Source organism: Chryseobacterium sp. GM_Chr_2 (assembly GCF_026540445.1).
Taxonomy (GTDB): Bacteria; Bacteroidota; Bacteroidia; order Flavobacteriales; family Weeksellaceae; genus Chryseobacterium.
Genome location: NZ_JALNUD010000007.1, coordinates 38,024 through 58,407, shown reverse-complemented (window position 1 = coordinate 58,407; position 20,384 = coordinate 38,024). Strand labels below are relative to the sequence as shown.

General features: G+C 32.9%; 20 protein-coding genes. 10 read left to right on the top strand and 10 right to left on the bottom strand.

Annotated elements, in window-relative coordinates; all coding sequences use genetic code 11:
- Nucleotides 1-160 precede the first annotated feature (160 nt).
- The 3 genes from OXQ85_RS12180 (at nt 161) to secG (ending at nt 4,031) form a co-directional block, all read left to right on the top strand.
- Nucleotides 161-1,474 carry a pitrilysin family protein gene (locus tag OXQ85_RS12180; protein ID WP_267404919.1) on the top strand — a complete coding sequence of 438 codons (1,314 nt, stop codon included), beginning with the start codon at nt 161-163 and terminating at the stop codon, nt 1,472-1,474.
- Between the two features lie 49 nt (nt 1,475-1,523).
- Entirely contained in the window at nt 1,524-3,557 is a 2,034-nt protein-coding gene (locus OXQ85_RS12175; RefSeq protein ID WP_267404918.1) for a pitrilysin family protein, read from the top strand.
- Between the two features lie 123 nt (nt 3,558-3,680).
- A complete protein-coding gene (secG, locus tag OXQ85_RS12170) occupies nt 3,681-4,031 on the top strand; it encodes a preprotein translocase subunit SecG (protein ID WP_267404917.1) in 351 nt (116 codons plus the stop codon).
- 67 nt (nt 4,032-4,098) lie between these two features.
- Here the strand turns inward: secG and OXQ85_RS12165 are convergent, their stop codons facing one another.
- From OXQ85_RS12165 to recR, 5 genes are all read right to left on the bottom strand, one after another.
- Nucleotides 4,099-5,130: a hypothetical protein gene (locus OXQ85_RS12165; RefSeq protein WP_267404916.1), complete on the bottom strand. Its 1,032-nt coding sequence runs from the start codon at nt 5,128-5,130 to the stop codon at nt 4,099-4,101.
- Nucleotides 5,127-6,257 carry an NAD-dependent epimerase/dehydratase family protein gene (locus tag OXQ85_RS12160; RefSeq protein WP_267404915.1) on the bottom strand — a complete coding sequence of 377 codons (1,131 nt, stop codon included), beginning with the start codon at nt 6,255-6,257 and terminating at the stop codon, nt 5,127-5,129. The genes OXQ85_RS12165 and OXQ85_RS12160 overlap by 4 nt, the downstream gene beginning before the upstream one ends.
- Before the next feature lie 2 nt (nt 6,258-6,259).
- The gene (locus OXQ85_RS12155; protein WP_267404913.1) at nt 6,260-7,072 is read right to left on the bottom strand and encodes a glycosyltransferase family A protein; all 813 of its coding nucleotides are present in this window, start codon (nt 7,070-7,072) and stop codon (nt 6,260-6,262) included.
- A 3-nt stretch (nt 7,073-7,075) separates the two neighbouring features.
- A complete protein-coding gene (locus OXQ85_RS12150) occupies nt 7,076-8,140 on the bottom strand; it encodes a hypothetical protein (protein ID WP_267404912.1) in 1,065 nt (354 codons plus the stop codon).
- Between the two features lie 116 nt (nt 8,141-8,256).
- Nucleotides 8,257-8,871 (bottom strand): recombination mediator RecR, encoded by a 615-nt coding sequence (gene recR / locus OXQ85_RS12145; protein ID WP_267404911.1) that lies wholly within the window; start codon nt 8,869-8,871, stop codon nt 8,257-8,259.
- Between the two features lie 176 nt (nt 8,872-9,047).
- Between recR and OXQ85_RS12140 the strand changes: the two genes are divergently transcribed.
- The 6 genes from OXQ85_RS12140 (at nt 9,048) to OXQ85_RS12115 (ending at nt 13,146) form a co-directional block, all read left to right on the top strand.
- Complete coding sequence (locus OXQ85_RS12140) at nt 9,048-9,653, top strand: hypothetical protein (protein WP_267404910.1); 606 nt, start codon at nt 9,048-9,050, stop codon at nt 9,651-9,653.
- A gap of 19 nt (nt 9,654-9,672) precedes the next feature.
- Complete coding sequence (locus OXQ85_RS12135; protein ID WP_267404909.1) at nt 9,673-10,164, top strand: hypothetical protein; 492 nt, start codon at nt 9,673-9,675, stop codon at nt 10,162-10,164.
- A gap of 155 nt (nt 10,165-10,319) precedes the next feature.
- Nucleotides 10,320-11,765 (top strand): aminoacyl-histidine dipeptidase, encoded by a 1,446-nt coding sequence (locus OXQ85_RS12130; RefSeq protein ID WP_267404908.1) that lies wholly within the window; start codon nt 10,320-10,322, stop codon nt 11,763-11,765.
- A 195-nt stretch (nt 11,766-11,960) separates the two neighbouring features.
- Nucleotides 11,961-12,542: a TIGR00730 family Rossman fold protein gene (locus tag OXQ85_RS12125; protein ID WP_267404907.1), complete on the top strand. Its 582-nt coding sequence runs from the start codon at nt 11,961-11,963 to the stop codon at nt 12,540-12,542.
- A gap of 53 nt (nt 12,543-12,595) precedes the next feature.
- Nucleotides 12,596-12,838 carry a hypothetical protein gene (locus OXQ85_RS12120; protein WP_267404906.1) on the top strand — a complete coding sequence of 81 codons (243 nt, stop codon included), beginning with the start codon at nt 12,596-12,598 and terminating at the stop codon, nt 12,836-12,838.
- On the top strand, nt 12,829-13,146 hold the full coding sequence (locus OXQ85_RS12115; RefSeq protein WP_267404905.1) for a type II toxin-antitoxin system RelE/ParE family toxin: 318 nt from the start codon (nt 12,829-12,831) through the stop codon (nt 13,144-13,146). Before OXQ85_RS12120 ends, OXQ85_RS12115 begins: the two co-directional genes overlap by 10 nt.
- Nucleotides 13,147-13,203: 57 nt before the next feature.
- Here the strand turns inward: OXQ85_RS12115 and OXQ85_RS12110 are convergent, their stop codons facing one another.
- Together OXQ85_RS12110 and OXQ85_RS12105 are read right to left on the bottom strand one after the other, a co-directional pair.
- Nucleotides 13,204-13,533: a 2Fe-2S iron-sulfur cluster-binding protein gene (locus OXQ85_RS12110; RefSeq protein WP_267404904.1), complete on the bottom strand. Its 330-nt coding sequence runs from the start codon at nt 13,531-13,533 to the stop codon at nt 13,204-13,206.
- A gap of 75 nt (nt 13,534-13,608) precedes the next feature.
- Nucleotides 13,609-14,664: an NAD(P)/FAD-dependent oxidoreductase gene (locus OXQ85_RS12105; RefSeq protein WP_267404903.1), complete on the bottom strand. Its 1,056-nt coding sequence runs from the start codon at nt 14,662-14,664 to the stop codon at nt 13,609-13,611.
- 147 nt (nt 14,665-14,811) lie between these two features.
- Here OXQ85_RS12105 and OXQ85_RS12100 point away from each other — a divergent pair, with 147 nt between their 5' ends.
- Nucleotides 14,812-15,582: a DUF3108 domain-containing protein gene (locus tag OXQ85_RS12100; protein ID WP_267404902.1), complete on the top strand. Its 771-nt coding sequence runs from the start codon at nt 14,812-14,814 to the stop codon at nt 15,580-15,582.
- A 1,256-nt stretch (nt 15,583-16,838) separates the two neighbouring features.
- Here the strand turns inward: OXQ85_RS12100 and OXQ85_RS12095 are convergent.
- From OXQ85_RS12095 to pheS, 3 genes are all read right to left on the bottom strand, one after another.
- Nucleotides 16,839-17,483, bottom strand: coding sequence for a response regulator transcription factor (locus OXQ85_RS12095; RefSeq protein ID WP_267404901.1), 645 nt, complete (start codon nt 17,481-17,483; stop codon nt 16,839-16,841).
- On the bottom strand, nt 17,480-19,030 hold the full coding sequence (locus OXQ85_RS12090; RefSeq protein WP_267404900.1) for a HAMP domain-containing sensor histidine kinase: 1,551 nt from the start codon (nt 19,028-19,030) through the stop codon (nt 17,480-17,482). Before OXQ85_RS12090 ends, OXQ85_RS12095 begins: the two co-directional genes overlap by 4 nt.
- 255 nt (nt 19,031-19,285) lie before the next feature.
- The gene (gene pheS / locus OXQ85_RS12085) at nt 19,286-20,296 is read right to left on the bottom strand and encodes a phenylalanine--tRNA ligase subunit alpha (protein WP_267404899.1); all 1,011 of its coding nucleotides are present in this window, start codon (nt 20,294-20,296) and stop codon (nt 19,286-19,288) included.
- Between the last annotated feature and the right edge of the window lie 88 nt (nt 20,297-20,384).

Here is a 20,384-nt window from a genome sequence, read left to right as displayed (position 1 = left end):
TAGGAACACAAAATTAGTGTATTATATGGAGAATTCAAATTTTAGATGTCGATAGAAAATTTATACTCATCATTCAACTAAGATTTAGCAATAAAAAAATATCAATTCTTTGTAACAAATCATCAATAATCAACACTAATTGGTAAACAATTTCTATTTTATGAAAAAACGACTTATTTCTGCTGCTGCAGTTGCTTTCTTCGGAATGGCTTTAAATGCTCAGCAAATCAAATTCGAAGAATATGATCTTCCAAACGGGTTACACGTAATTCTTCATCAGGACAATTCTGCGCCGGTAGTTACTACAGGGGTAATGTACCATGTTGGAGCAAAAGATGAAGTAAAAGGAAGAACAGGTTTTGCTCACTTCTTCGAGCACCTTTTGTTTGAAGGAACTCCGAACATCAAAAGAGGTGATTGGTTTAAAATCGTTTCATCAAACGGAGGACAAAACAATGCCAATACAACGAACGACAGAACATATTATTACGAAACTTTCCCGTCTAACAACGAACAATTGGGACTTTGGATGGAATCTGAAAGAATGCGTCACGCAGTAATCAACCAAATTGGTGTAGATACGCAGAGAGAGGTTGTAAAAGAAGAAAAAAGATTGAGAATGGATAACCAGCCTTATGGTAATTTATTCTCCACAATTCAGAAAAATTTATTCACGAATCATCCATACAACTGGCCTACGATTGGGTCTATGGAAGATTTGAACTCAGCAAAATTAGACGAGTTTCAAGCTTTCTACAAAAAATTCTATGTTCCGAACAACGCTACTTTAGTAGTTGCGGGAGATATTAAACCGGAGCAGACCAAAAAATGGATTCAGGATTATTACGGAGCTATTCCTAAAGGCACAGTTTATCCAAAAGATTTCCCTAAAGACGCGCCTATTACTCAGGAAAAAGAAGTGACGGCTACAGACCCGAATATTCAGCTTCCTGCCTATATTTTCGCTTACAGAACTCCAGGAAACAAAGAAAAAGATGCTTATATTTTAGATATGCTTTCTACGTATTTAAGCAGCGGAAAATCTTCAGTTTTATATAAAAAATTGGTAGATCAGGAGAAAAAAGCACTTGAAGTAGCTGCTTTCAACCAAGGTCTTGAAGATTACGGTATTTTTGCATTCTTTGCCATCCCGATGGGGCAAACATCAAAACAAACACTTCAAACAGATATTGATGCAGAAATTAAAAAGCTTCAGACTACTTTAATTTCTCAGGACGATTATCAAAAGCTTCAAAATAAATTTGAAAACCAGTTTGTAAACGCCAATTCCAGCATTCAGGGAATTGCGGCTTCATTGGCTACCAATCACGTATTGATGGGCGATACCAACCTTATCAACAAAGAAATAGACATCTACAGATCGATCACCAGAGAAGATCTTCAAAATGCGGCTAAAAAATATCTTAATCCTAACCAAAGAGTAATCATTAACTACGTTCCTGAAAAGAAGTAATTTCTGAATTTTAGGTTGAATAATGATTATCAAAAACAATTTTTTACAAATGAAAAAACAATTAACATATATAGCTGCAGCATTTTTCTTTACTGGAATGATCTCTGCACAAAAAATAGATATTAATGCAATGCCGAAAGCGGGACCAACCCCAGCGATTAACATTGCGAAACCAAAAACTTTCCAGCTAAGCAATGGTCTTACGGTAATGGTTGTAGAAAACAATAAATTGCCAAGAGTAAGCGCTACCCTTACGATGGATAGAGCTCCTTATCATGAAGGAAATGTAACGGGGGTTAGCCAAATCATGGCAGAACAGTTCGAAAACGGAACGACCAACATGAGCAAAGATGCTTTCAACAGTAAGGTTGATTATTTGGGAGCGAACCTAAATTTCAGTTCTGGAGGTGCTTTTGCTAATTCACTTTCAAAATATTTCCCTGAGGTATTAAATTTAATGGCTGATGCAATTGCTAACCCTAAATTTTCTGCTGAAGAAATTCAAAATTCTAAAGAAAGAGCCATTGAAGGCTTAAAAACCAATGAAAAAAGTGCGTCTGCCATAGCTTCAAGAGTTTCTAATGCTTTGATGTACGGAAAAAATACAGCTAGAGGTGAGTTTGAAACGGTTGAATCGATCAACAAAATTCAGTTAGCTGACGTTCAAAATATTTACAAAAAATATTACGCTCCAGACAATGCTTATTTAGTAATTGTTGGAGATGTAAAGTTTGACCAGGTAAAACCATTGGTTGAAAAAGCATTTAACGGATGGAAAAAGGCAAACACACCAGCTTCTCCGCTTGAGCCGGCTTCTAATGTTGCTAAAACTGAAATTAATGTAGTTGACGTTCCTTCTGCGGTACAGTCTGTTGTTTCATTAAACAACCTGAACACGCTTAAAATGAAAGACGCCAATTACTTCCCTGCAACAATCGCCAACTACATTCTTGGAGGTGGTGGTGAAGCTAGACTTTTCATGAATCTTCGCGAGAAAAATGGCTTTACTTATGGTGCTTACTCAAGCATGACAGCGAGCAAATATTCTCCGGAATTCTCTGCTGAAGCAAGTGTAAGAAACGAAGTGACGGATAAAGCTGTAAAGGAATTCATGAATGAATTGAATGCAATTTCTACAGTAAAACCTGAAGAATTGGCAAATGCAAAAGCTAAACTGAAAGGTGCTTTCATCATGTCTTTAGAAAAACCTGAAAACATTGCAAGATTTGCTTTAAACCAAAAAGTTCAGGATTTACCTTCTGATTTCTATACAAACTATTTGAAATCTATTGATAAAGTAACTTCTGCAGATGTAACCAACGCTGTAAAAGCAACTATTTTACCAAACCAAAGCAGAATTTTCATCGCTGGTAAAGCATCTGATATTTCTGAAGGATTGGAAAAACTAGGTTATCCTGTAAAATATTATGATAAAGATGCCAATCCTGTAGCAAAACCAACAGCTCAAAAAGTAGATGCTAATGTAACATTAGGTTCTGTTGCTGATAAATACATCAAAGCTATCGGAGGTGCTGCAGCAGTTCAGAAAATCACTTCTATTTCTACCGAAGCAACAACTAAAGTTCAGGGAATGGATATGGCGATGAAAATGACTCAGGCTAAAGGAGGAAAGATGGCGATGAACATCAGCATGATGGGCAACACGATCCAGAAAATTGTTTTTGACGGAAAAGACGGTTATATGGAAGCTCAGGGACAAAAGAAAACTCTTGACGATAAGCAAAAAGCTGAAATGTCTAAAGAAACAGAACTTTTCCCAGAATTAGGTTTTGCTAAAAATTCTACATTGAAATTAGGAGGAATCGAAAAGTACAACAATGAAGATTCTTACGTAGTAAAAGGTGATAAAGTAACTTATTATTACAGTGTGGCTACAGGCTTGAAAACGGGTGAAGTAAAAGCAGGCGAAGGAGGTTCTATCCCTACAAGCTATGCAGATTACAAAGATGTTTCGGGTGTTAAACTTCCCTTTACAATCATCCAGAATATGGGTGGAATGGATATTAATCTAGCTGTAAAATCTTACGTTTTAAACCAGGCTAAAGATTCTGATTTTAAATAAGAACAGCCTTATTTTATATAAAAAACGGCAACAATTGTTGTCGTTTTTATTTTTACCACAATCTTTTTTTGCTATTCGGTAAAAAAAGATTAAATTTGCCCATTCAAAAAGATATCAAAATTAATGGATACTATATTTACACTATTGATGGTTCTTATTATGATCGCCAGCATTTTACTGGTAATCGTTGTTATGGCTCAAAACCCAAAAGGTGGAGGTCTTTCAAGTACTTTTGGAGGTGCATCTTCTGCACAGTTCGGAGTACAAAGAACCAATGATTTCATGGAAAAAGCAACATGGACTCTAGGAGGAACAATTATCGTTCTTATTCTTTTAAGTGTTGTAATCACCGGAAAACCATCAGTTGCAGTTCCTTCAGCAGCTCAACCTGTAAAAACTGAAGCTCCGGCAAAATCTACTGCTCCAGCTTCTACAACGACTCCGGCTCAAACTCCGGCAGCTCCAGCTAAATAAATAATAAAATATTATATACAAAAAAGCAACTCGTTTGAGTTGCTTTTGTTTTTTTATCTTCTATCCTCTATCCTTTCACAAAAGAATTCCAATATTCATTTTGATCTTTCATGAATAAACATTCTATAAAAGAATCTAAGGACATCATATATAATGTTTTTTCATCCATCTTTTCAAATTCTGAATTAAAAAAAGACTGATCGAGTTGTAAATTTTCCCTGTTGATCACTAAAATATTTTTAGGATTATAAAAAGGATAATTTTTAATATCAACATTAGTTGTTACTAATTTTCTTCCGGATGCCAAAACCTCAAAAGTACGTATGGTTAAACCATTCTGAAAAGGTTTATTGATATCAAGCACCGATTTTGTTTTCTTATAATAATCAATAATTTGCTGATGGCTTAATTTATCAAAGCTAAGTTTTTTATTATCGAATTGTTTTAGATTTTTATCCATTAATTTTCTCAATCTAAAAGCAATTCTGCCCAGCGCATAGTAATAGAAAAATGATCTTAATTTTAATTGATTAGCAATCGTTTTCACTTTTTCACCAACAATATATCTATCTGTATGGGCACTCCCGATAAAAATAATATCATATTCCGAAGATTGAGTATTTTGATTTAAATTTTTATACTCATCAAGATAAAATAATGGTCTGAAACTTAAATTATAGGTTACCGAATCATTTCTTTCAAAAGTAAACTTTTTATCGAAATACTTTAAGTTAGAAATAAGTGTAGGATACTCTTTTAAAGGATCAAAATTATAATACACCATTTCCATTTCAGGATTAAGTGCCTTTATTTTTTCAAGAAAATAAGTGGGAACAGCTTCCCCCTTTATTAAAAGAAAATAATCATATTTCTTATGCTGAATATCATTGATAATTTTAGCATAATAATGATTAATAACCGATTGATAAAGATTTTTATTAAAACGAATGATTCCTTTTGTAAAATTAGAATTAGAAGGTCTCTCATCATAAAAATCTACCTCAGCGCCAAGCTCAGAAAGTCTTTTGGCAATCTCTTTTTCGTACTGAAAAAAACTTACTGCTAAAAAAAGAATCTTTTTACCTTTGAGATTTATCATTTCAAAAGACCTTTACGTTTCATTTCTTCAAGTGATTCCTGAAGTTTTACATCCTGAATATCCTGTTGCAAAACCCAATTGGTAAATCTGGAAAGTCCTTCTTCCAGAGATATTTTAGGTTCAAAATTTAATTTTGACTGAATCTTACTGATGTCTGCAAAATTATGTCTGATATCTCCAATTCTGAACTGCCCGGAAATAGTAATTCCAACGTTCTTTTTATAAAGTTTACGCAGATATTCTGCAATTTCAATAACTGTTGTTTGAACACCGGTTCCTACATTGAAAACCTCATCATTTGCGGCTTCATTTTCAATTGATTTTATGATCGCATCTACAGCATCGTCTACATGAATAAAGTCTCGCGATTCTTTTCCGTCTTCAAAAACATTAATATCATTATCATTCAGAATTTGTGATGAAAAGATAGAAAGAATACCTGTATAAGGGTTTAAAAGAGATTGCCCTTCGCCATATACATTTTGAAATCTCAACGAAACAGCTGCAATCCCGATGGACGAACAAGCTGTCATCACCATTTGCTCTTGGCTTTGCTTGGTAATCCCGTAAATAGATACCGGATGAATTTTCGAATCCTCATCAGTCGGAAGAGAAGAAAGTAATTCTCCATCAGCAGATCTCATCTCGAAATCTCCAATTTCCATATCTTTTGCTTTTCTGGAATTTGGAAAAACTTCACCTAATACAGGATGTCTATATTTTCCTTCACCATAGATTGCTCTTGAAGATGCTACAACAATTTTTTTCACAGAATTGGGTTCATTTACAAGAATATCAAGCATTTTAGAAGTTCCCGAAACATTCACTTCGGTATATCTTTCTATTCGGTACATAGATTGGCCCGTTCCTGTTTCTGCAGCCAAATGAATAATTACATCCTGATTTTTAATAGCTTTTCGCCAATCATCAGTATGAATAACATCACCTTTTATAAAATTAACCTTATCCTTGATACTTTTAAACAAAGGAGAAGTTATGTCCGGATATTCACCATGAATTTGTGGAGACAGATTATCTAAAACCGTTATTTCGTAGCCTTTATTTTTCAACTCTAAAGAAAGCTTACTCCCGATAAATCCCGCTCCTCCTGTGATAAGTACTTTCATTATTAGTTTTTCTTTGTGTTTAAATTATAGCAAAATTGTCTGAACAACAAAAGTAGATATTTTGCCTTGTAAAAAAAATGATAAAAAGTATATTGAGGTAAACTTAAATATTTCAAAGCGTACATTTCTTTCAAATTTCGTTTATAACCATTCTTCATTTCTTTTAAATTGGCTGACAAACCAGAAACGCCAAAAGTTCGTTTTCCGCCACCTGCAATCACCAAACTTTCATCCAAAATATACATTTTATTATTTCTGGAAATTTTCATCCAATAGTTTACATCTTCAGCATATCGCTGATCATCATTGAAAAAACCTGTATTTGCTATAACTTTTCGTTTAAAAATTACAGTAGAAGGCTGGGCTTCATTTCTTATCAATAATTTACTAAACGTTATTTCTGCCAAATTATTAACAACTTCGTAAGGTAAAAGTATTTTATGATTATTTCTTCTTGACGCTAAAAAATCAATGTCTAAATTTTTATTATTTAAATAATTTAATTGTTTTTCTATTTTATCTGAATGCCATTCATCATCAGAATCCAGTAAAGCTACAAGTTCACCTTTTGAATGTTTCAAACCTATATTTCTTGCCTTAGAAACACCTCCATTTTCCTGATTGATTAATTGTAAATTCATTTCAGGATTTTCTTTCACGTATGTTTTTACAATATTTTCACTTTCATCTGAAGAACCGTCATTAACCACAATCACTTCAAATTCATTCACACCAATTGTCTGCGCTTTAATAGAATTTAAAGCATTTACAATTGTTCTTTCGGCATTATATATCGGAATAATTACGGAAATCATTTGTTATGTTTGAGGTTTTTGACTTTTAAAAAACGTCAACCCCATTGCAATAATCATAAATGGCATTGACATATTGAAAAAACTGAGATCAAAATTAGAATTAATTATCAAATCATCATATCCCAAAATCATCATAAAGTATAAAAAGGGTAACAAAATACAAATAAACAACAACCCTCCTCCCCACAAAATAATATGCTGAAAAGATTTTACTTTAAAAGATAAAATAATGGCTATTATGATGTAAAATACACTTATTATCATCGGTTGTTTTCCTCCTTGCAGAATAAACGGATTATGTTTTATCATTAAATCGAAGCTATCTGCCTGATGAAAAAACAAGTATAAAACTCCAGAAATAGTAATTAATGAACTTGTGATAAATAGAAGTTTATCTTTAACAGAAAATTTAAAAAAAGGTTTAAATAAGAGAAATATCAACGGAATTATTACTGAAAAACGGGTCAAAATCATCAATGAAGTTAATATAGCAACCGTACTTATTTTAAAATTTTTCTTTTCAATAAAATTTTTCCAGATCAAATAGATAAAACCAACGAGAATAATAAAATTTGAAAATAAGTCACTCTTCGTATAGATTTCCCATAAATAACTTGGAGAAATAGTCAGTAAAATTAAAATGACCAACCTCTGTTTATATTCCTTAAAAATTTTAAAGATTAAATAGGAAAATAATAGAAAACAAAAAGACTGTAAATAACCAACACTTCCAAAAAGAAGATAAAAAGGCATTCCGAGAATAATCAAAAAAGGTAAATTAGAAGATTCTCTTCCCATATAATCCTTGATCGCATAAGGATATTCATTATTAAAAATAGCCCTGATCCCGATTTCCATAGCGTCCCATCGATCGACATTCAGAGATTTTCCGTCTACAAAATAATTGATACCAACACTCCCAATAAAAAAAACACTCAGTAAAATCCAAAATAAAATTTTATAAACAGACTCTTTGCAATTGATCTTATTATAAAAGTTGACAATAGCCAAAATACCAATAAAAAAGGCAGTCAGTATAGGAATATTATACTTTTCACCATATTTCAAAATAAAAAAAGCATTGATAAAAAGATAAATTATAAAAGGATAATATTTACCTAAATTATTTAAAATATGATGGGATGAAATCTTCAAAATGATCGTTATTAGTTTAATTCAAATTATCACGCACCGCTTTCACTATACGGCAACCTATTAACAATCGATCTTCCCAACGAAACCTCATCCGCATACTCCAATTCATCGCCTACAGAAATTCCTCTTGCAATACTTGAAAAATTTACGTTAAAACTCTTGAATTTCTTATAAATATAATAAGCTGTAGTATCTCCTTCCATCGTTGCACTGAGAGCAAAAATGAGTTCTTTTACCCTCCCGTTGTTTAGTTTTTTTTCAATACTTGGGATATTCAACTGGTGAGGTCCGATTCCTTCCATAGGCGAAATTTTACCGCCAAGAATAAGATATTTTCCGGTATATTTTCCGGTATTTTCTATTGCAATTACATCACGAACATCTTCTACGATGCAGATTACCTCGTCATTTCTTTTATCATTACTACAAATCTCACAAATCTCAAAATCCGAGAAATTATGGCATTCTTTGCAATACTTTATTTCATTCACAAGATTGATCAGAGAATTTCCCAAACTCGTCGCGCGGGAATTAGGCTGTTTCAATAAATGCAATGCTAAACGTAAAGCCGTTTTTCTGCCAATTCCGGGTAATCCGGAAATTTCATCCACTGCTTTTGCCAAAACTTTACTTGGGTAATCCATCAGACAAAAATAGTGATTATTGTTGATAATTCTGAGGTGATAGTTTTCAGTTTAAATTAACAAATTAAAAAGAATTTCACATCAAAAAAGGCACATTTATCCCTTTTTCAGGCTTCTTATCTTAAATTAAAAATATTATCTTTGGAAAACTAAATATTAACTTGAAAAAATAAACAATGGTACTTAACAATCTAAACTACCCGTTAGATTTCAAATTCAAAATTTCAACATTAGCGAGTGATTTTAACATCACAGATAAAAACGGAAACTACGTGGCTTACGTTCGTCAGAAAATGTTTAAACTAAAAGAAGACGTTATCGTTTTCAATGACGAAAGCAAATCGAAAGAACTTTTCAGAATCAGAGCCAATAAATGGATCGATTTTAACGCTTCTTATTCTTTAAACGAAGTACAGACAGGAAAAAGCTACGGAAGATTGGCAAGAAAAGGAATGCGTTCTATCTGGAAAGCAAGCTACGATATTTTGGATGCAACCGATCAGCCAAAATTCAAAATTCAGGAAGACAATGCCTGGGTAAGATTTTTTGACGGAATGGTGGGTGAAATCCCAATTATCGGATTGTTTACAGGATATTTCCTAAATCCTTCTTACACAATTACAGGAATGGACGGGAAAGCTTATTTTAAGCTAAAAAAAATGCCGTCTTTCTTTGGAAGAAGATTCCAGCTTGACAGATTAATTGATATTGATGATGAAGACGAAAGTATCGTCATTCTTTCATTATTGATGATGACTCTTTTGGAAAGAGCAAGAGGATAAATAAAATAAACCACAAACAATGAAATACGTAATCATTTTCATTTCGGCGTTCTTATTAGTCGCCTGTAAAAAAGACAAAGAAGCAGCTTCTGGATCTGCAACTTCAGATTCAGTAAAAGTAGTTCAGGATTCTGCCAATGTAAAAAACTCTTCGGAAAAAATTTTAGTTGAAACTTTTGATTTTCCGACTGAAATTAAAGAATGTTCTTGCTATTTCGCCAGAAATAAAGCTGATTTCGAGAACGAAAAATACATTTATGCAGACGATGCAGGAAAAACGGCTTATATGAAACTGGACGGTAAAAGATTGGTAATGAATCTGATCTCATCCAGCGATATGGAAGTTGATGAAGTCTTAACAAAAGAAATTGAAAATGAAGACTATAAAATCTCTGTAAAAGGTAAAAAAATAAAAGGCGAAGAAGCTTTATTATTTGAAGGTACATTAACCATCGAAAAACCTGATGGCACAATGGAAACCATGCCTGTCTACGGTGAATGTGGTTGTTAACTAGCTTCTAGCTTCTAGCTTCTAGCTTCTAGCTTCTAGCTTCTAGCTTCTAGCTTCTAGCTTCTAGCTTCTAGCTTCTAGCTTCTAGCAAAAATATTGCTTCTGTTTTACGGAAGCATTTTTTATTTCGTAATTTTGAGAAAAATAAAAATTTCATGGAGCTATCTAATATAGAACCGCAAATAATCTGGAAAAATTTCTCCAAGTTAAATGCTGTTCCAAGACCATCAAAAAAAGAAGAAAAAGTAATTGCTTTCATCAAAGAATTCGGTGAAAATCTAGGATTGGAAACTACGGTAGATGAAGTAGGAAACGTAATTATTAAAAAACCTGCCACAGCGGGAATGGAAAATCGTAAATCGATTGTGATGCAATCGCATTTAGATATGGTTTGCCAGAAAAACAATGATGTAAATTTTGATTTTGAAACAGAAGGAATCAAAATGGAAGTTGATGGCGACTGGGTAAAGGCAAAAGGAACCACTTTGGGCGCAGATAACGGTTTGGGCGTTGCTACGATCATGTCAATCTTAGAAAGTTCAGACATTCCTCACCCAGATTTGGAGGCACTTTTCACGATTGATGAAGAAACGGGAATGACAGGAGCTTTAGGTTTAAAACCTGGACAATTATCTGGTCAAATTTTGTTAAATCTTGACACCGAAGAAGATGATGAAATCGATATCGGTTGTGCAGGTGGAATTGATGTTACGATTTCTCAAAACTACGAAACAGAAGCTGCTAACGGACAAATTGTAAGATTTGAAGTGAAAGGTTTACAAGGTGGTCACTCTGGAATGGATATCCACAAAGGTTTCGGAAACGCGAATGTAATCTTAGGAAGACTTCTTTATAAAGCATTAGAAAAAGAAAATATTCAACTGATTTCTATTGACGGAGGGGGATTGAGAAACGCGATTCCGAGAGAAGGTGTTGCGATTGCTTCTGTGAGAAATGCTCAGGAATTTATAGAAGAAGTGACTAATAGTCTTAAAAAGGAAATTTTAGAAGAATTTGCAAGCGTAGAGCCCAATCTTCAAATCAATATTGAAAATGCAACGTCTTCTGATAAAGCAATTTCTGAAGCAGATTCAAAGAAAATTATTTTAACGTTGAAATCTCTTCACAACGGAGTTTACAGAATGAGCCCGGATGTAAAAGATTTGGTAGAATCTTCAAATAATGTTGCAAGAGTTGAATTAAAAGAAGGTAGTTTGAAAATTTTAAACCTTTCAAGATCATCGGTAGATTCATCAAAAGATTCAGTTGCGGAACAATTGAAATCTGTTGCAGAATTGGCTGGAATGAATACTGTTTTCAGTGGTTCTTATCCAGGTTGGAAGCCAAAACCAGGTTCTGAAATCGTTCAGCTAATGGAGAAAATCTATACTGAAAAGTTTAACGAAAAACCTCACGTTGTGGCTTGTCACGCAGGTTTAGAATGCGGAATCATCGGAGCAAATTATCCTGAAATGGAAATGGTAAGTTTTGGACCAACAATTCGTGGGGCGCACTCTCCGGATGAAAAAGCGAATATTTCTTCAACTCAGAAATTCTGGGCATTTACGAAAGATATTTTAGCAAATATTCCTCAAAAATAAAATTGTAAAATTGCTATATTGAATCTCCAAAGTTGTTTTGATTTTGGAGATTTTTAGTTTTAATCTAAATATATTTAATTATAGTAAAAATGCTTCGAGACATCTCTAATACTAATCGTTTTATTAAACGGTAAATTTGCAGCGGTGTCATGCTGAGCTGGTCGAAGCATCCAAACAAAATGTAAAAATTTAACAATGAAAAGTATTACAGTATTCTGCGGATCAAGTTTTGGTTCGGATGAAATGTATAAAGAACAGGCAACTTTGTTGGGACAAACTTTAGCAAAGCAAAATATTCAATTGGTTTATGGAGGGGCGGCAACGGGCTTAATGGGGACTGTTGCTAACGGCGCTTTGGATGCTGGCGGAAAAGTAATCGGTGTGCTGCCCTATTTTTTACAGTCTAAAGAAATTGCTCACAAACAATTGACCGAATTGATTTTAGTCGAAACTATGCATGAAAGAAAAACCAAAATGCATGAACTTTGCGACGGTGTAATTGTTCTTCCTGGAGGTTACGGAACGTTGGAGGAGCTTTTCGAAATGATCACTTGGGCCCAACTCGGGCTTCATAAAAAACCAATCGCCGTTTTGAATATCAACGGATTTTATGAGGATTTGATTAAACTGATTCAAACGATGGTTGATAAAGGATTCTTAAAGCAGATTAATCGAGATATGCTGTTGATTAGTAATGATATTGATGAATTATTGAATATGATGAGGAATTATGAAGCTCCGACGGTTGGAAAGTGGATTTCGAAAAAGGAAATTTAAAATTACACAGTTTATCTAAAAATCATTAAATTTGATATAAAATATTAAAAATTATGAATTTAGAAGCACGTAAAATATCGCTTGTTCAAGAATTTTTAAGGATTGATAATGAAGAAATCATCAGTGCTTTGGAAAATGTACTGCACAAAATTAAGTCTGAAAATTTTGATGAAAGTTTAAAACCAATGTCTGTAGATCAATTTAATGATGAAATTGATAAAGCCATTGATGACGAAGCTAATGATAGAATAATTAATATAAAAGATTTAAAAAATAAGATCCAACAGTGGGATTAGATATCTTTTGGACTCAGCTCGCAGAGAATAAACTGTATGATATTTTTCAATATTATAAATTTAAGGCCGGAGCAAAAACTGCAAAGAAAATTATTAATAAAATTATTGATAAAACCTTAATTTTAGAAGAGAATTCTAAAGCTGGACAAGTTGAAGAATTGTTATCAGAACGGAAACATGAATTCAGATATTTAGTTTCAAGTAATTATAAAATAATTTATTACATAAACTTTGAAACAAATAAAATCATTATTGCCAATATTTTTGACACAAGGCAAAATCCATCAAAATTAAAGGAAACATTATAAACAAAAAACTCCCGAAGAAAAATCTTCAGGAGTTTTATATTTTAAATTAAAAATTTTCTAAGGGTAAGGAGCAATTTCTACTTCAAGACCTTCCATTTCCATCACCATGTGCAATTGGCAACCCAATCTGCTGTTCTCTTTTACATGGAAAGCTTCAGCAAGCATTGCATCTTCTTCATCGCCCATTGGCTCAAGCCCTGGATCATTTATTACGTAAACCTGACAAGACGCGCACATTGCCATTCCTCCACACACTCCGATAGTTCCTTCTTCTGCCAATTCATACGAACGGATGATTTCCATTAAATTCATGGACATATCCGTAGGTGCTACCACATCATGAGTCACCCCTTCCCTATCGGTGATCTTTATATTTATATCGCTCATTTTTGTTGATTGTTGATTTGTTTGTAGTTGATGGCATTTGTCATTCTTAACTACTCACCTTCAACCGCAACAAATTTAGTCAATTTTTTTCACAACTGCTTTCTCAGCTTCTTTTCTACTTCCGTCGAATCCGTCTACACCACTCACTGTTGTATATTTCAAAACGAATTTTTTACCAGGATTCAGTCTGTTGTAAACACTCTGGCACATTAAAGTAGCTTCATGGAAACCACAAAGAATCAGTTTTAATTTCCCTGGATATGTGTTGATATCACCGATAGCATAGATTCCATCGATGTTTGTTTGATAGTCTAAAGCGTTATTAACAACGATTGCGTTTTTCTCGATATTCAGTCCCCAGTTTCCGATTTCTCCCAATTTTGGAGTTAAACCAAATAAAGGAATGAAATAATCTGTTTCCATATCATAAGGATCCTGACCGTCAACAGCAACCGTAATGGCTTCTACTTTTCCGTCACCTTTTACTCCGGTAACTTCAGCAGGCGTGATTAATTTGATTTTTCCTTGATTTTTAAGCTCCTGAACTTTTTCAACAGAATCTAAAGCACCACGGAATTCATTTCTTCTGTGAATCAACGTCACTTCACTTGCCACATTAGAAAGGAAAATACTCCAGTCAAGTGCAGAATCTCCTCCTCCGGCAATTACTACTTTTTTATCTCTGAAGTGCTCAGGCTCTTTTACGAAATATTCAAGACCTTTTTCTTCATAATCTGCAAGGTTTTCGAAAGCTGGTTTTCTTGGTTCAAAAGTACCTAAACCACCTGCAATAGCGATCGCTTTACATCTGTGAACAGTTCCTTTATTAGTTACAACTTCAAACCATTCATCATCCACTTTGGTATAAGAAACAGCTGTTTCTCCCAATGTGAATCCAGGTTGGAATTGCTTGATCTGTTCCATTAAATTATCTACTAATTCTCCAGCATTTACCGATGGATAACCAGGGATATCAAAAATCGGCTTTTTAGGATACAATTCTGCCAATTGTCCTCCAGGTTGAGGAAGTGCATCAATAATATGGCATTTCATTTTTAGCAAACCTGCTTCAAAAACAGCAAACAATCCCGTTGGCCCAGCCCCAATAATCAATATATCTGTAGTTATCATAGTATAAAAGATAATTTAATAATATGTATGTCTGCAAATTTACTAATTTTAATGCGAAGCATATTTAATTCATTCTAAATAAAAACCTGAGATTTATCAAATATGTTTCGAAATCTTATTTGGCAACCTTTTTGTAACTGAGTAATCATGAAAAAAACTTCATTTTTTTTAGCAATATTTATATTTTGTCTGAGTTTTGGCCAGATTAATAATATTGCAGATGGCGAATCTCTGACTTTTAGGATCCATTATGGAATCTTAAATGCCGGAAGTGCCAATCTCACCGCTAGAAAAACCGTTTATAAAGGTATTCCGCATTTGTACGTAAAAGGAACCGGAGTAACCACAGGAGCTGTAAAAACATTCTTTAAAGTGGAGGATCTCTATGAAAGTTATATCAACATCAATACAGAACTGCCAAGTTTTTATGTAAGAAATGTACGGGAAGGCGGTTATACACAACATTACGAAACAACGTTTAATCATAGTAATAATACTTTAATTTTAACCGATAAAAAAAATCCGGCTAATGGTTCTAAGGTTTTAAAATCTGTAAAAGGTGTTCAGGATATGCTTTCCTGCTTTTATTATTTAAGAAGTAAAAGTGCTGCAGAATTGAGAATAGGAACCGTGATTAGTATGAATGTTTGGATTGATGATGAAATGTTTCCTTTTCAACTAAAGGTGGTGGGAACAGAAAATTTAAAGACAAAATTCGGAACGATTAATTGTTTAAAAATCACACCATCTGTACAAAGCGGAAGGGTTTTCAAGGAAAAAGAAGGCGTTACCATGTGGGTTTCTAATGATGCCAATCACGTTCCGATGTTGTTAAAAGCAGAATTGGCTGTGGGTTCTTTAAAAGCCAGTATTGATGATATTAAAAATGTGAAATATCCTTTAAAATTCATAAAATAAAAACATATCACTTGTTTGTTAGTGAAGAATGTCTGTAAAAATTTTTACAGACATTTTTTTATTTGATGTAATAGAATTCAATTCCCGATTGTCATAATTATATAAGACTCAATAACCAAGAAAAATCAAATATCATAAAAGCGAAACGCTATTTTTGAATGTTTTATTGTAGGCGCTTCGTGAGAAGTCGAAGCGTCTTTTTCAGAGACACTGTGTAAATTTTCAATACTCGTTTTTAATTACGTTTTGTTTCTAATGTCAGTAATTAAAAACTAAAACCTCCGATTAATTCGGAGGTTTGTTTTTGGAACTTTGCGAAATAATTTTCTTTCATCATTTGTGTTTTTTTATAACACCAAATCACTTTTAATTTTTTTTAAATCATTAATGTCTGTCAAAACCAATGATTATTTTTTTCATCATCTTGTTATTATAGAATTATCAATATGCGAACCAACTGTGCCAAAAATTTGTCGATTTACTTCGCCTTAGTTGTAGATATTCTTCGACAGATTTTATCTTGAAAGACAATAAAAAAACCTTCGATAGATTTCGAAGGTTAAAGATTTTTCATCCGTTTTAGTGCGAAATAATTTTTTTTCGTCATTTGCTTATGTCAAAAACCAAATAACTTTTTTCTCTTTTGTCTGATACAAAAATAACAACATCGAAGATTATTTTCATTACAAAAGCTGTCGATATACTTCGCTGATCCCGTAGATATTTTTCTACAACTTACATTGATTTTTTCCACAAAAAAACCTTCGTGTCGACTCGAAGGTTTTACATTTTCATTTGTGTTTTTGTACGAAATAATTCTTTTTCATCATTTGTGTTTTTTATAACACCAAATCACTTTTAAATTTTTAAAATCATTAATGTCTGTCAAAACCAATGATTATTTTTTCATCATATTGTTATTATATAATTATCAATATGCGAACCAACCGTGCCAAAAATTTGTCGATTTACTTCGCTTGCATCGTAGATATTATTCGACAGATTTTTCATTGTTGAAAGACAAGAAAAAACCTCCGAAAAAATTCCGGAGGTTATATTTTTACCATTTTAATGTAATGGAAGACTTTTGATTTTTTCTCATCATTTGTGCTTTAGAGAAATCAAAAGTCCTTTGTTTATTCTTTTAATAGTTTTTACCCTTTGTGTTGATACAAAGATAGAAACAGAAGAATATATTCTCTAAATAAATAATGTAGATAAATGTCGTTTGCCTTGTAGATTTTTATCTATTTAAACTATTGACTATTTCTGATGAGCTCGATAAGTTCTACGAGATTTTCAATTTCAAGCTTATCAAAAATCCTTCTTTTAATAGTACTTACAGTATTTTGTTTTACATCTAGCTTGCCTGCAATTTCAAGGTTTCCCAATCCTTCAGCATACATTTCTGCAATTTGTAATTCTCTTTCTGTTAATGATGATAAAGGATTTACCATATTAGGATTTTTCATTGAATTTACCAGCAAAGCCTGCGTTGTAGTAGAAATATATTCGCCATCGCTAATCATTTTCTTAATAGCATGCTCTATTACCTCTTCTTCATTCATTTTGCTGAGAAAACCATCAGCTCCGGCATTCAGATAACGCAGCGAATGTGTATTTTCATCAATTCCGGTAAAGATCAGGATTTTAATTTCCGGTTTTAATGTTTTTATTTCGCCTAAAAAGCTTAAACTATTTCCATCCGGAAAGTGAGCGTCTATAATGGCAATATCAATCGGATTCTGCTTTACAGATTCTATGGCTTGTTGTAATGTTGATGCCTGAAAAATATTCTGAGCCAACTCCATATCTTCTAGTAAAAAGACAATGCCCTGTCTTATCAGACTATGATCGTCTGCAAGCAGGAAGTTGATTGATCTATTATCTAGTTGATTCATTTCTTACTATTTAAATTCACAGAAAAAGTAACCGTTGTACCTTTTCCCAATTCGCTTTCCACAAAAATATTTCCTGAGTATAAAGCTACGATTTCTTTACATAAGCTCAACCCCAAACCAGCACCGAGATTTTCTACATCTTCCGATAAAACGCCTTGGTAATAGGGTTCAAATATTTTTTCTAGATCCGATTGAGAAATTCCGGCTCCGGTGTCATTTATTTTAGTTGTCATGGTTATTGTGTTATCATCAATCTTTTCCGTATTTACCGTTACGCTTATCTGTCCGTTTTCGGTAAATTTATTCGCGTTTCCAAGAATATTCATAAAAACCTGATTGATCTTCTTGTTATCAGAATAAACGGTAATATCCGGGTTTATATTTTCATTGATGACAAATTTATTGTTTCTCGTTTCAATATACGGCTCAATAGAGCTTAAAATCGAAGTAATTTCATTTTTAAGATTAAAATCTACAGGAATTAATTTATTTTCCACCGCCTGATTTTTGGTATATTCTAAAATCTGATTAGCCTGCATCAACAAAGTATCATTGGTAAAACTGATAGATTTAAGATATTCTTTAATTTTATCATCATCCGTTTTTTTATTAATCCTATTGATGAAAAGACCAATTATTTTTAATGGCGATCTTAATTCATGACTTAACATTCCTAAGATTCTGTTTTTAAAATTCAAATTTTCATTAATCTGTTTGTTGGCCGCATTCAATTGTTTTTCATAGACAAAAGCAATTCTTGTTAAAATCATAATTAAAACAGATACAATAAACATCAAAATCATAGCACCAAATATCAAATACGTTCTGATCTTGTTGTTTTTAGAATTTTGTGTCTCATATTCCTTCTCCAAATCCTGTTTAGAAGCCTTGATTGAATTTTCATAAATTCCCATCAATCCGTTGCTATACATCAAAAGATTGCTGAACATTTTATAAAACTGATCATTCCCTTTTTGCTTCTCCTTTACATTCACCTGAATTTTTTTCACCTCACCGGAATAATGGTGATCTACCACATTTATAATGCTGTCCAGTTCTTTTTTAATTGTGGAAGCATCCAACTTTTTGCCCTGTTTTACGGTAATCACCGTGCTTTCCTTTCTTACACTTTCCTTCCCCGAAATAGCATCACCCAAACGTCCGAATAATCCTTTTTTCTTTATAGAATCTGTGTATGTTTTGGTCTCGACATCAAATTTATCTAAATTATAATCCAGATCATATTTTTTCAGCTGTGGCAAATCATTATTTATCTTAAAATTAGATTTGGTTGAATATTGATAAGTAGAATCAATCAACAACTTCAAATTTTTAAGCTCCAACGAATCTTTTTTCTGCGAAGCATTATTCTTCAATCTTGGATATTTCTGTTCAAAACGACTGATGCTATCCAAATTATTACCAAGCTTATTTAACGATTTAAAGTAAGAATCTAAATACGTATTATCTTCGCTTACCACATACTTTTGGAGGAAATCCTGAGCGTTCATAAGCTCTTTTCGGGAGTCATCCGTCAAATTCTCCAATAAGTGAATTTCTTTCAGCTGTTTTTCAATAAAAATTAAATTCTTTCTATTAACAAATTCATTATAAAAAAACGCCGCTATAATCAACTGTATTAATAAAATACATAATATAAGGGAATAATGAATAATTTTTCTAAATCTAAAATTCAATGACTTCAACATTTTCACTTGAGTTATCGTATAAAATTAATAAAAAAATCCTGTAAAAATATTGTTTTACAGGATTTTGAATTTGTTTAAGTTTAAATTATATATTTACAACGTTTTAAACTGCTCTAAAGTTCTGATATCATTCTCGAAGAACATTCTGATATCGCTCATTTGATAAAGAAGCATTACGATTCTTTCGATCCCCATTCCGAAAGCATATCCCGAATACTTTTCAGAATCGATATTTACGTTTTTCAAAACGGCAGGATCTACCATTCCGCAACCCATAATTTCTAACCAACCTGTTCCTTTCGTGATTCTGTAATCGGTCTCAGAGTTTAATCCCCAATATACATCAATCTCAGCACTTGGCTCTGTAAAAGGAAAATATGAAGGTCTTAATCTGATTTTTGACTTTCCGAAAAGCTCGGTGGTGAAGAACTGAATCGTTTGTTTTAAATCTGCAAAACTTACATTCTCATCAATATACAACCCTTCAATTTGGTGGAAAATACAGTGCGAACGAGAAGAAACCGCTTCATTTCTGAAAACTCTTCCCGGAGATAAAATCCTGATTGGCGGCTGATTTTCCTCCATATATCTGATCTGTACCGACGAAGTGTGCGTTCTCAACAAAATATCTGGGTTTTGCTCGATGAAGAAAGTATCCTGCATATCTCTTGCCGGGTGATATTCCGGAAGATTCAAAGCGGTGAAATTGTGCCAGTCATCTTCAATTTCCGGTCCGTCTGCTACGGCAAATCCTATAGACTTGAAAATTTCGATAATTCTGTTTTTCACCAAATTAATTGGATGTCTTGAACCTAAATCCAACGGAAAAGAAGGTCTCGTAAGATCCTCTTTTTCAAGGATAATAGAAGATGCAGAAGCATTTTTTAAATCCTCCAATTTTACGTTAACAGCATTCTTCAGAGTATTGATTTTCTGTCCGAATTCTTTCTTCTGATCGTTTGGAACTTCCTTAAATTTTTCAAAAAAATCGTTTAGAATTCCCTTCTTACCATTGTACTTGATTCGGAAGTTTTCAATTTCCTCTTTAGATGTAGCATTAAAGCCATTTACCTCAACGAGTAATTCTTCTATCTTTTCTATCATTGTTTTACCCTTTCAAAATGTTTTGCAAAAATACGGTTTTTCGATGGAATAATTTTCCTATAATTAAAAAAATCTGCCCCTTATTCGG

Coding starts and splice junctions, on each gene's coding strand:
- OXQ85_RS12165 (WP_267404916.1), bottom strand. CDS start 5,130: ATGATAAATCTCAAAGGTAAAAAGATTCTTTTTTTAGCAGTAAGTTTT.
- OXQ85_RS12110 (WP_267404904.1), bottom strand. CDS start 13,533: ATGAGCGATATAAATATAAAGATCACCGATAGGGAAGGGGTGACTCAT.
- OXQ85_RS12130 (WP_267404908.1), top strand. CDS start 10,320: ATGGAGCTATCTAATATAGAACCGCAAATAATCTGGAAAAATTTCTCC.
- OXQ85_RS12155 (WP_267404913.1), bottom strand. CDS start 7,072: ATGATTTCCGTAATTATTCCGATATATAATGCCGAAAGAACAATTGTA.
- OXQ85_RS12095 (WP_267404901.1), bottom strand. CDS start 17,483: ATGAATCAACTAGATAATAGATCAATCAACTTCCTGCTTGCAGACGAT.
- secG (WP_267404917.1), top strand. CDS start 3,681: ATGGATACTATATTTACACTATTGATGGTTCTTATTATGATCGCCAGC.
- OXQ85_RS12160 (WP_267404915.1), bottom strand. CDS start 6,257: ATGAAAGTACTTATCACAGGAGGAGCGGGATTTATCGGGAGTAAGCTT.
- pheS (WP_267404899.1), bottom strand. CDS start 20,296: ATGATAGAAAAGATAGAAGAATTACTCGTTGAGGTAAATGGCTTTAAT.
- recR (WP_267404911.1), bottom strand. CDS start 8,871: ATGGATTACCCAAGTAAAGTTTTGGCAAAAGCAGTGGATGAAATTTCC.
- OXQ85_RS12135 (WP_267404909.1), top strand. CDS start 9,673: ATGAAATACGTAATCATTTTCATTTCGGCGTTCTTATTAGTCGCCTGT.
- OXQ85_RS12120 (WP_267404906.1), top strand. CDS start 12,596: ATGAATTTAGAAGCACGTAAAATATCGCTTGTTCAAGAATTTTTAAGG.
- OXQ85_RS12140 (WP_267404910.1), top strand. CDS start 9,048: ATGGTACTTAACAATCTAAACTACCCGTTAGATTTCAAATTCAAAATT.
- OXQ85_RS12105 (WP_267404903.1), bottom strand. CDS start 14,664: ATGATAACTACAGATATATTGATTATTGGGGCTGGGCCAACGGGATTG.
- OXQ85_RS12100 (WP_267404902.1), top strand. CDS start 14,812: ATGAAAAAAACTTCATTTTTTTTAGCAATATTTATATTTTGTCTGAGT.
- OXQ85_RS12175 (WP_267404918.1), top strand. CDS start 1,524: ATGAAAAAACAATTAACATATATAGCTGCAGCATTTTTCTTTACTGGA.
- OXQ85_RS12180 (WP_267404919.1), top strand. CDS start 161: ATGAAAAAACGACTTATTTCTGCTGCTGCAGTTGCTTTCTTCGGAATG.
- OXQ85_RS12125 (WP_267404907.1), top strand. CDS start 11,961: ATGAAAAGTATTACAGTATTCTGCGGATCAAGTTTTGGTTCGGATGAA.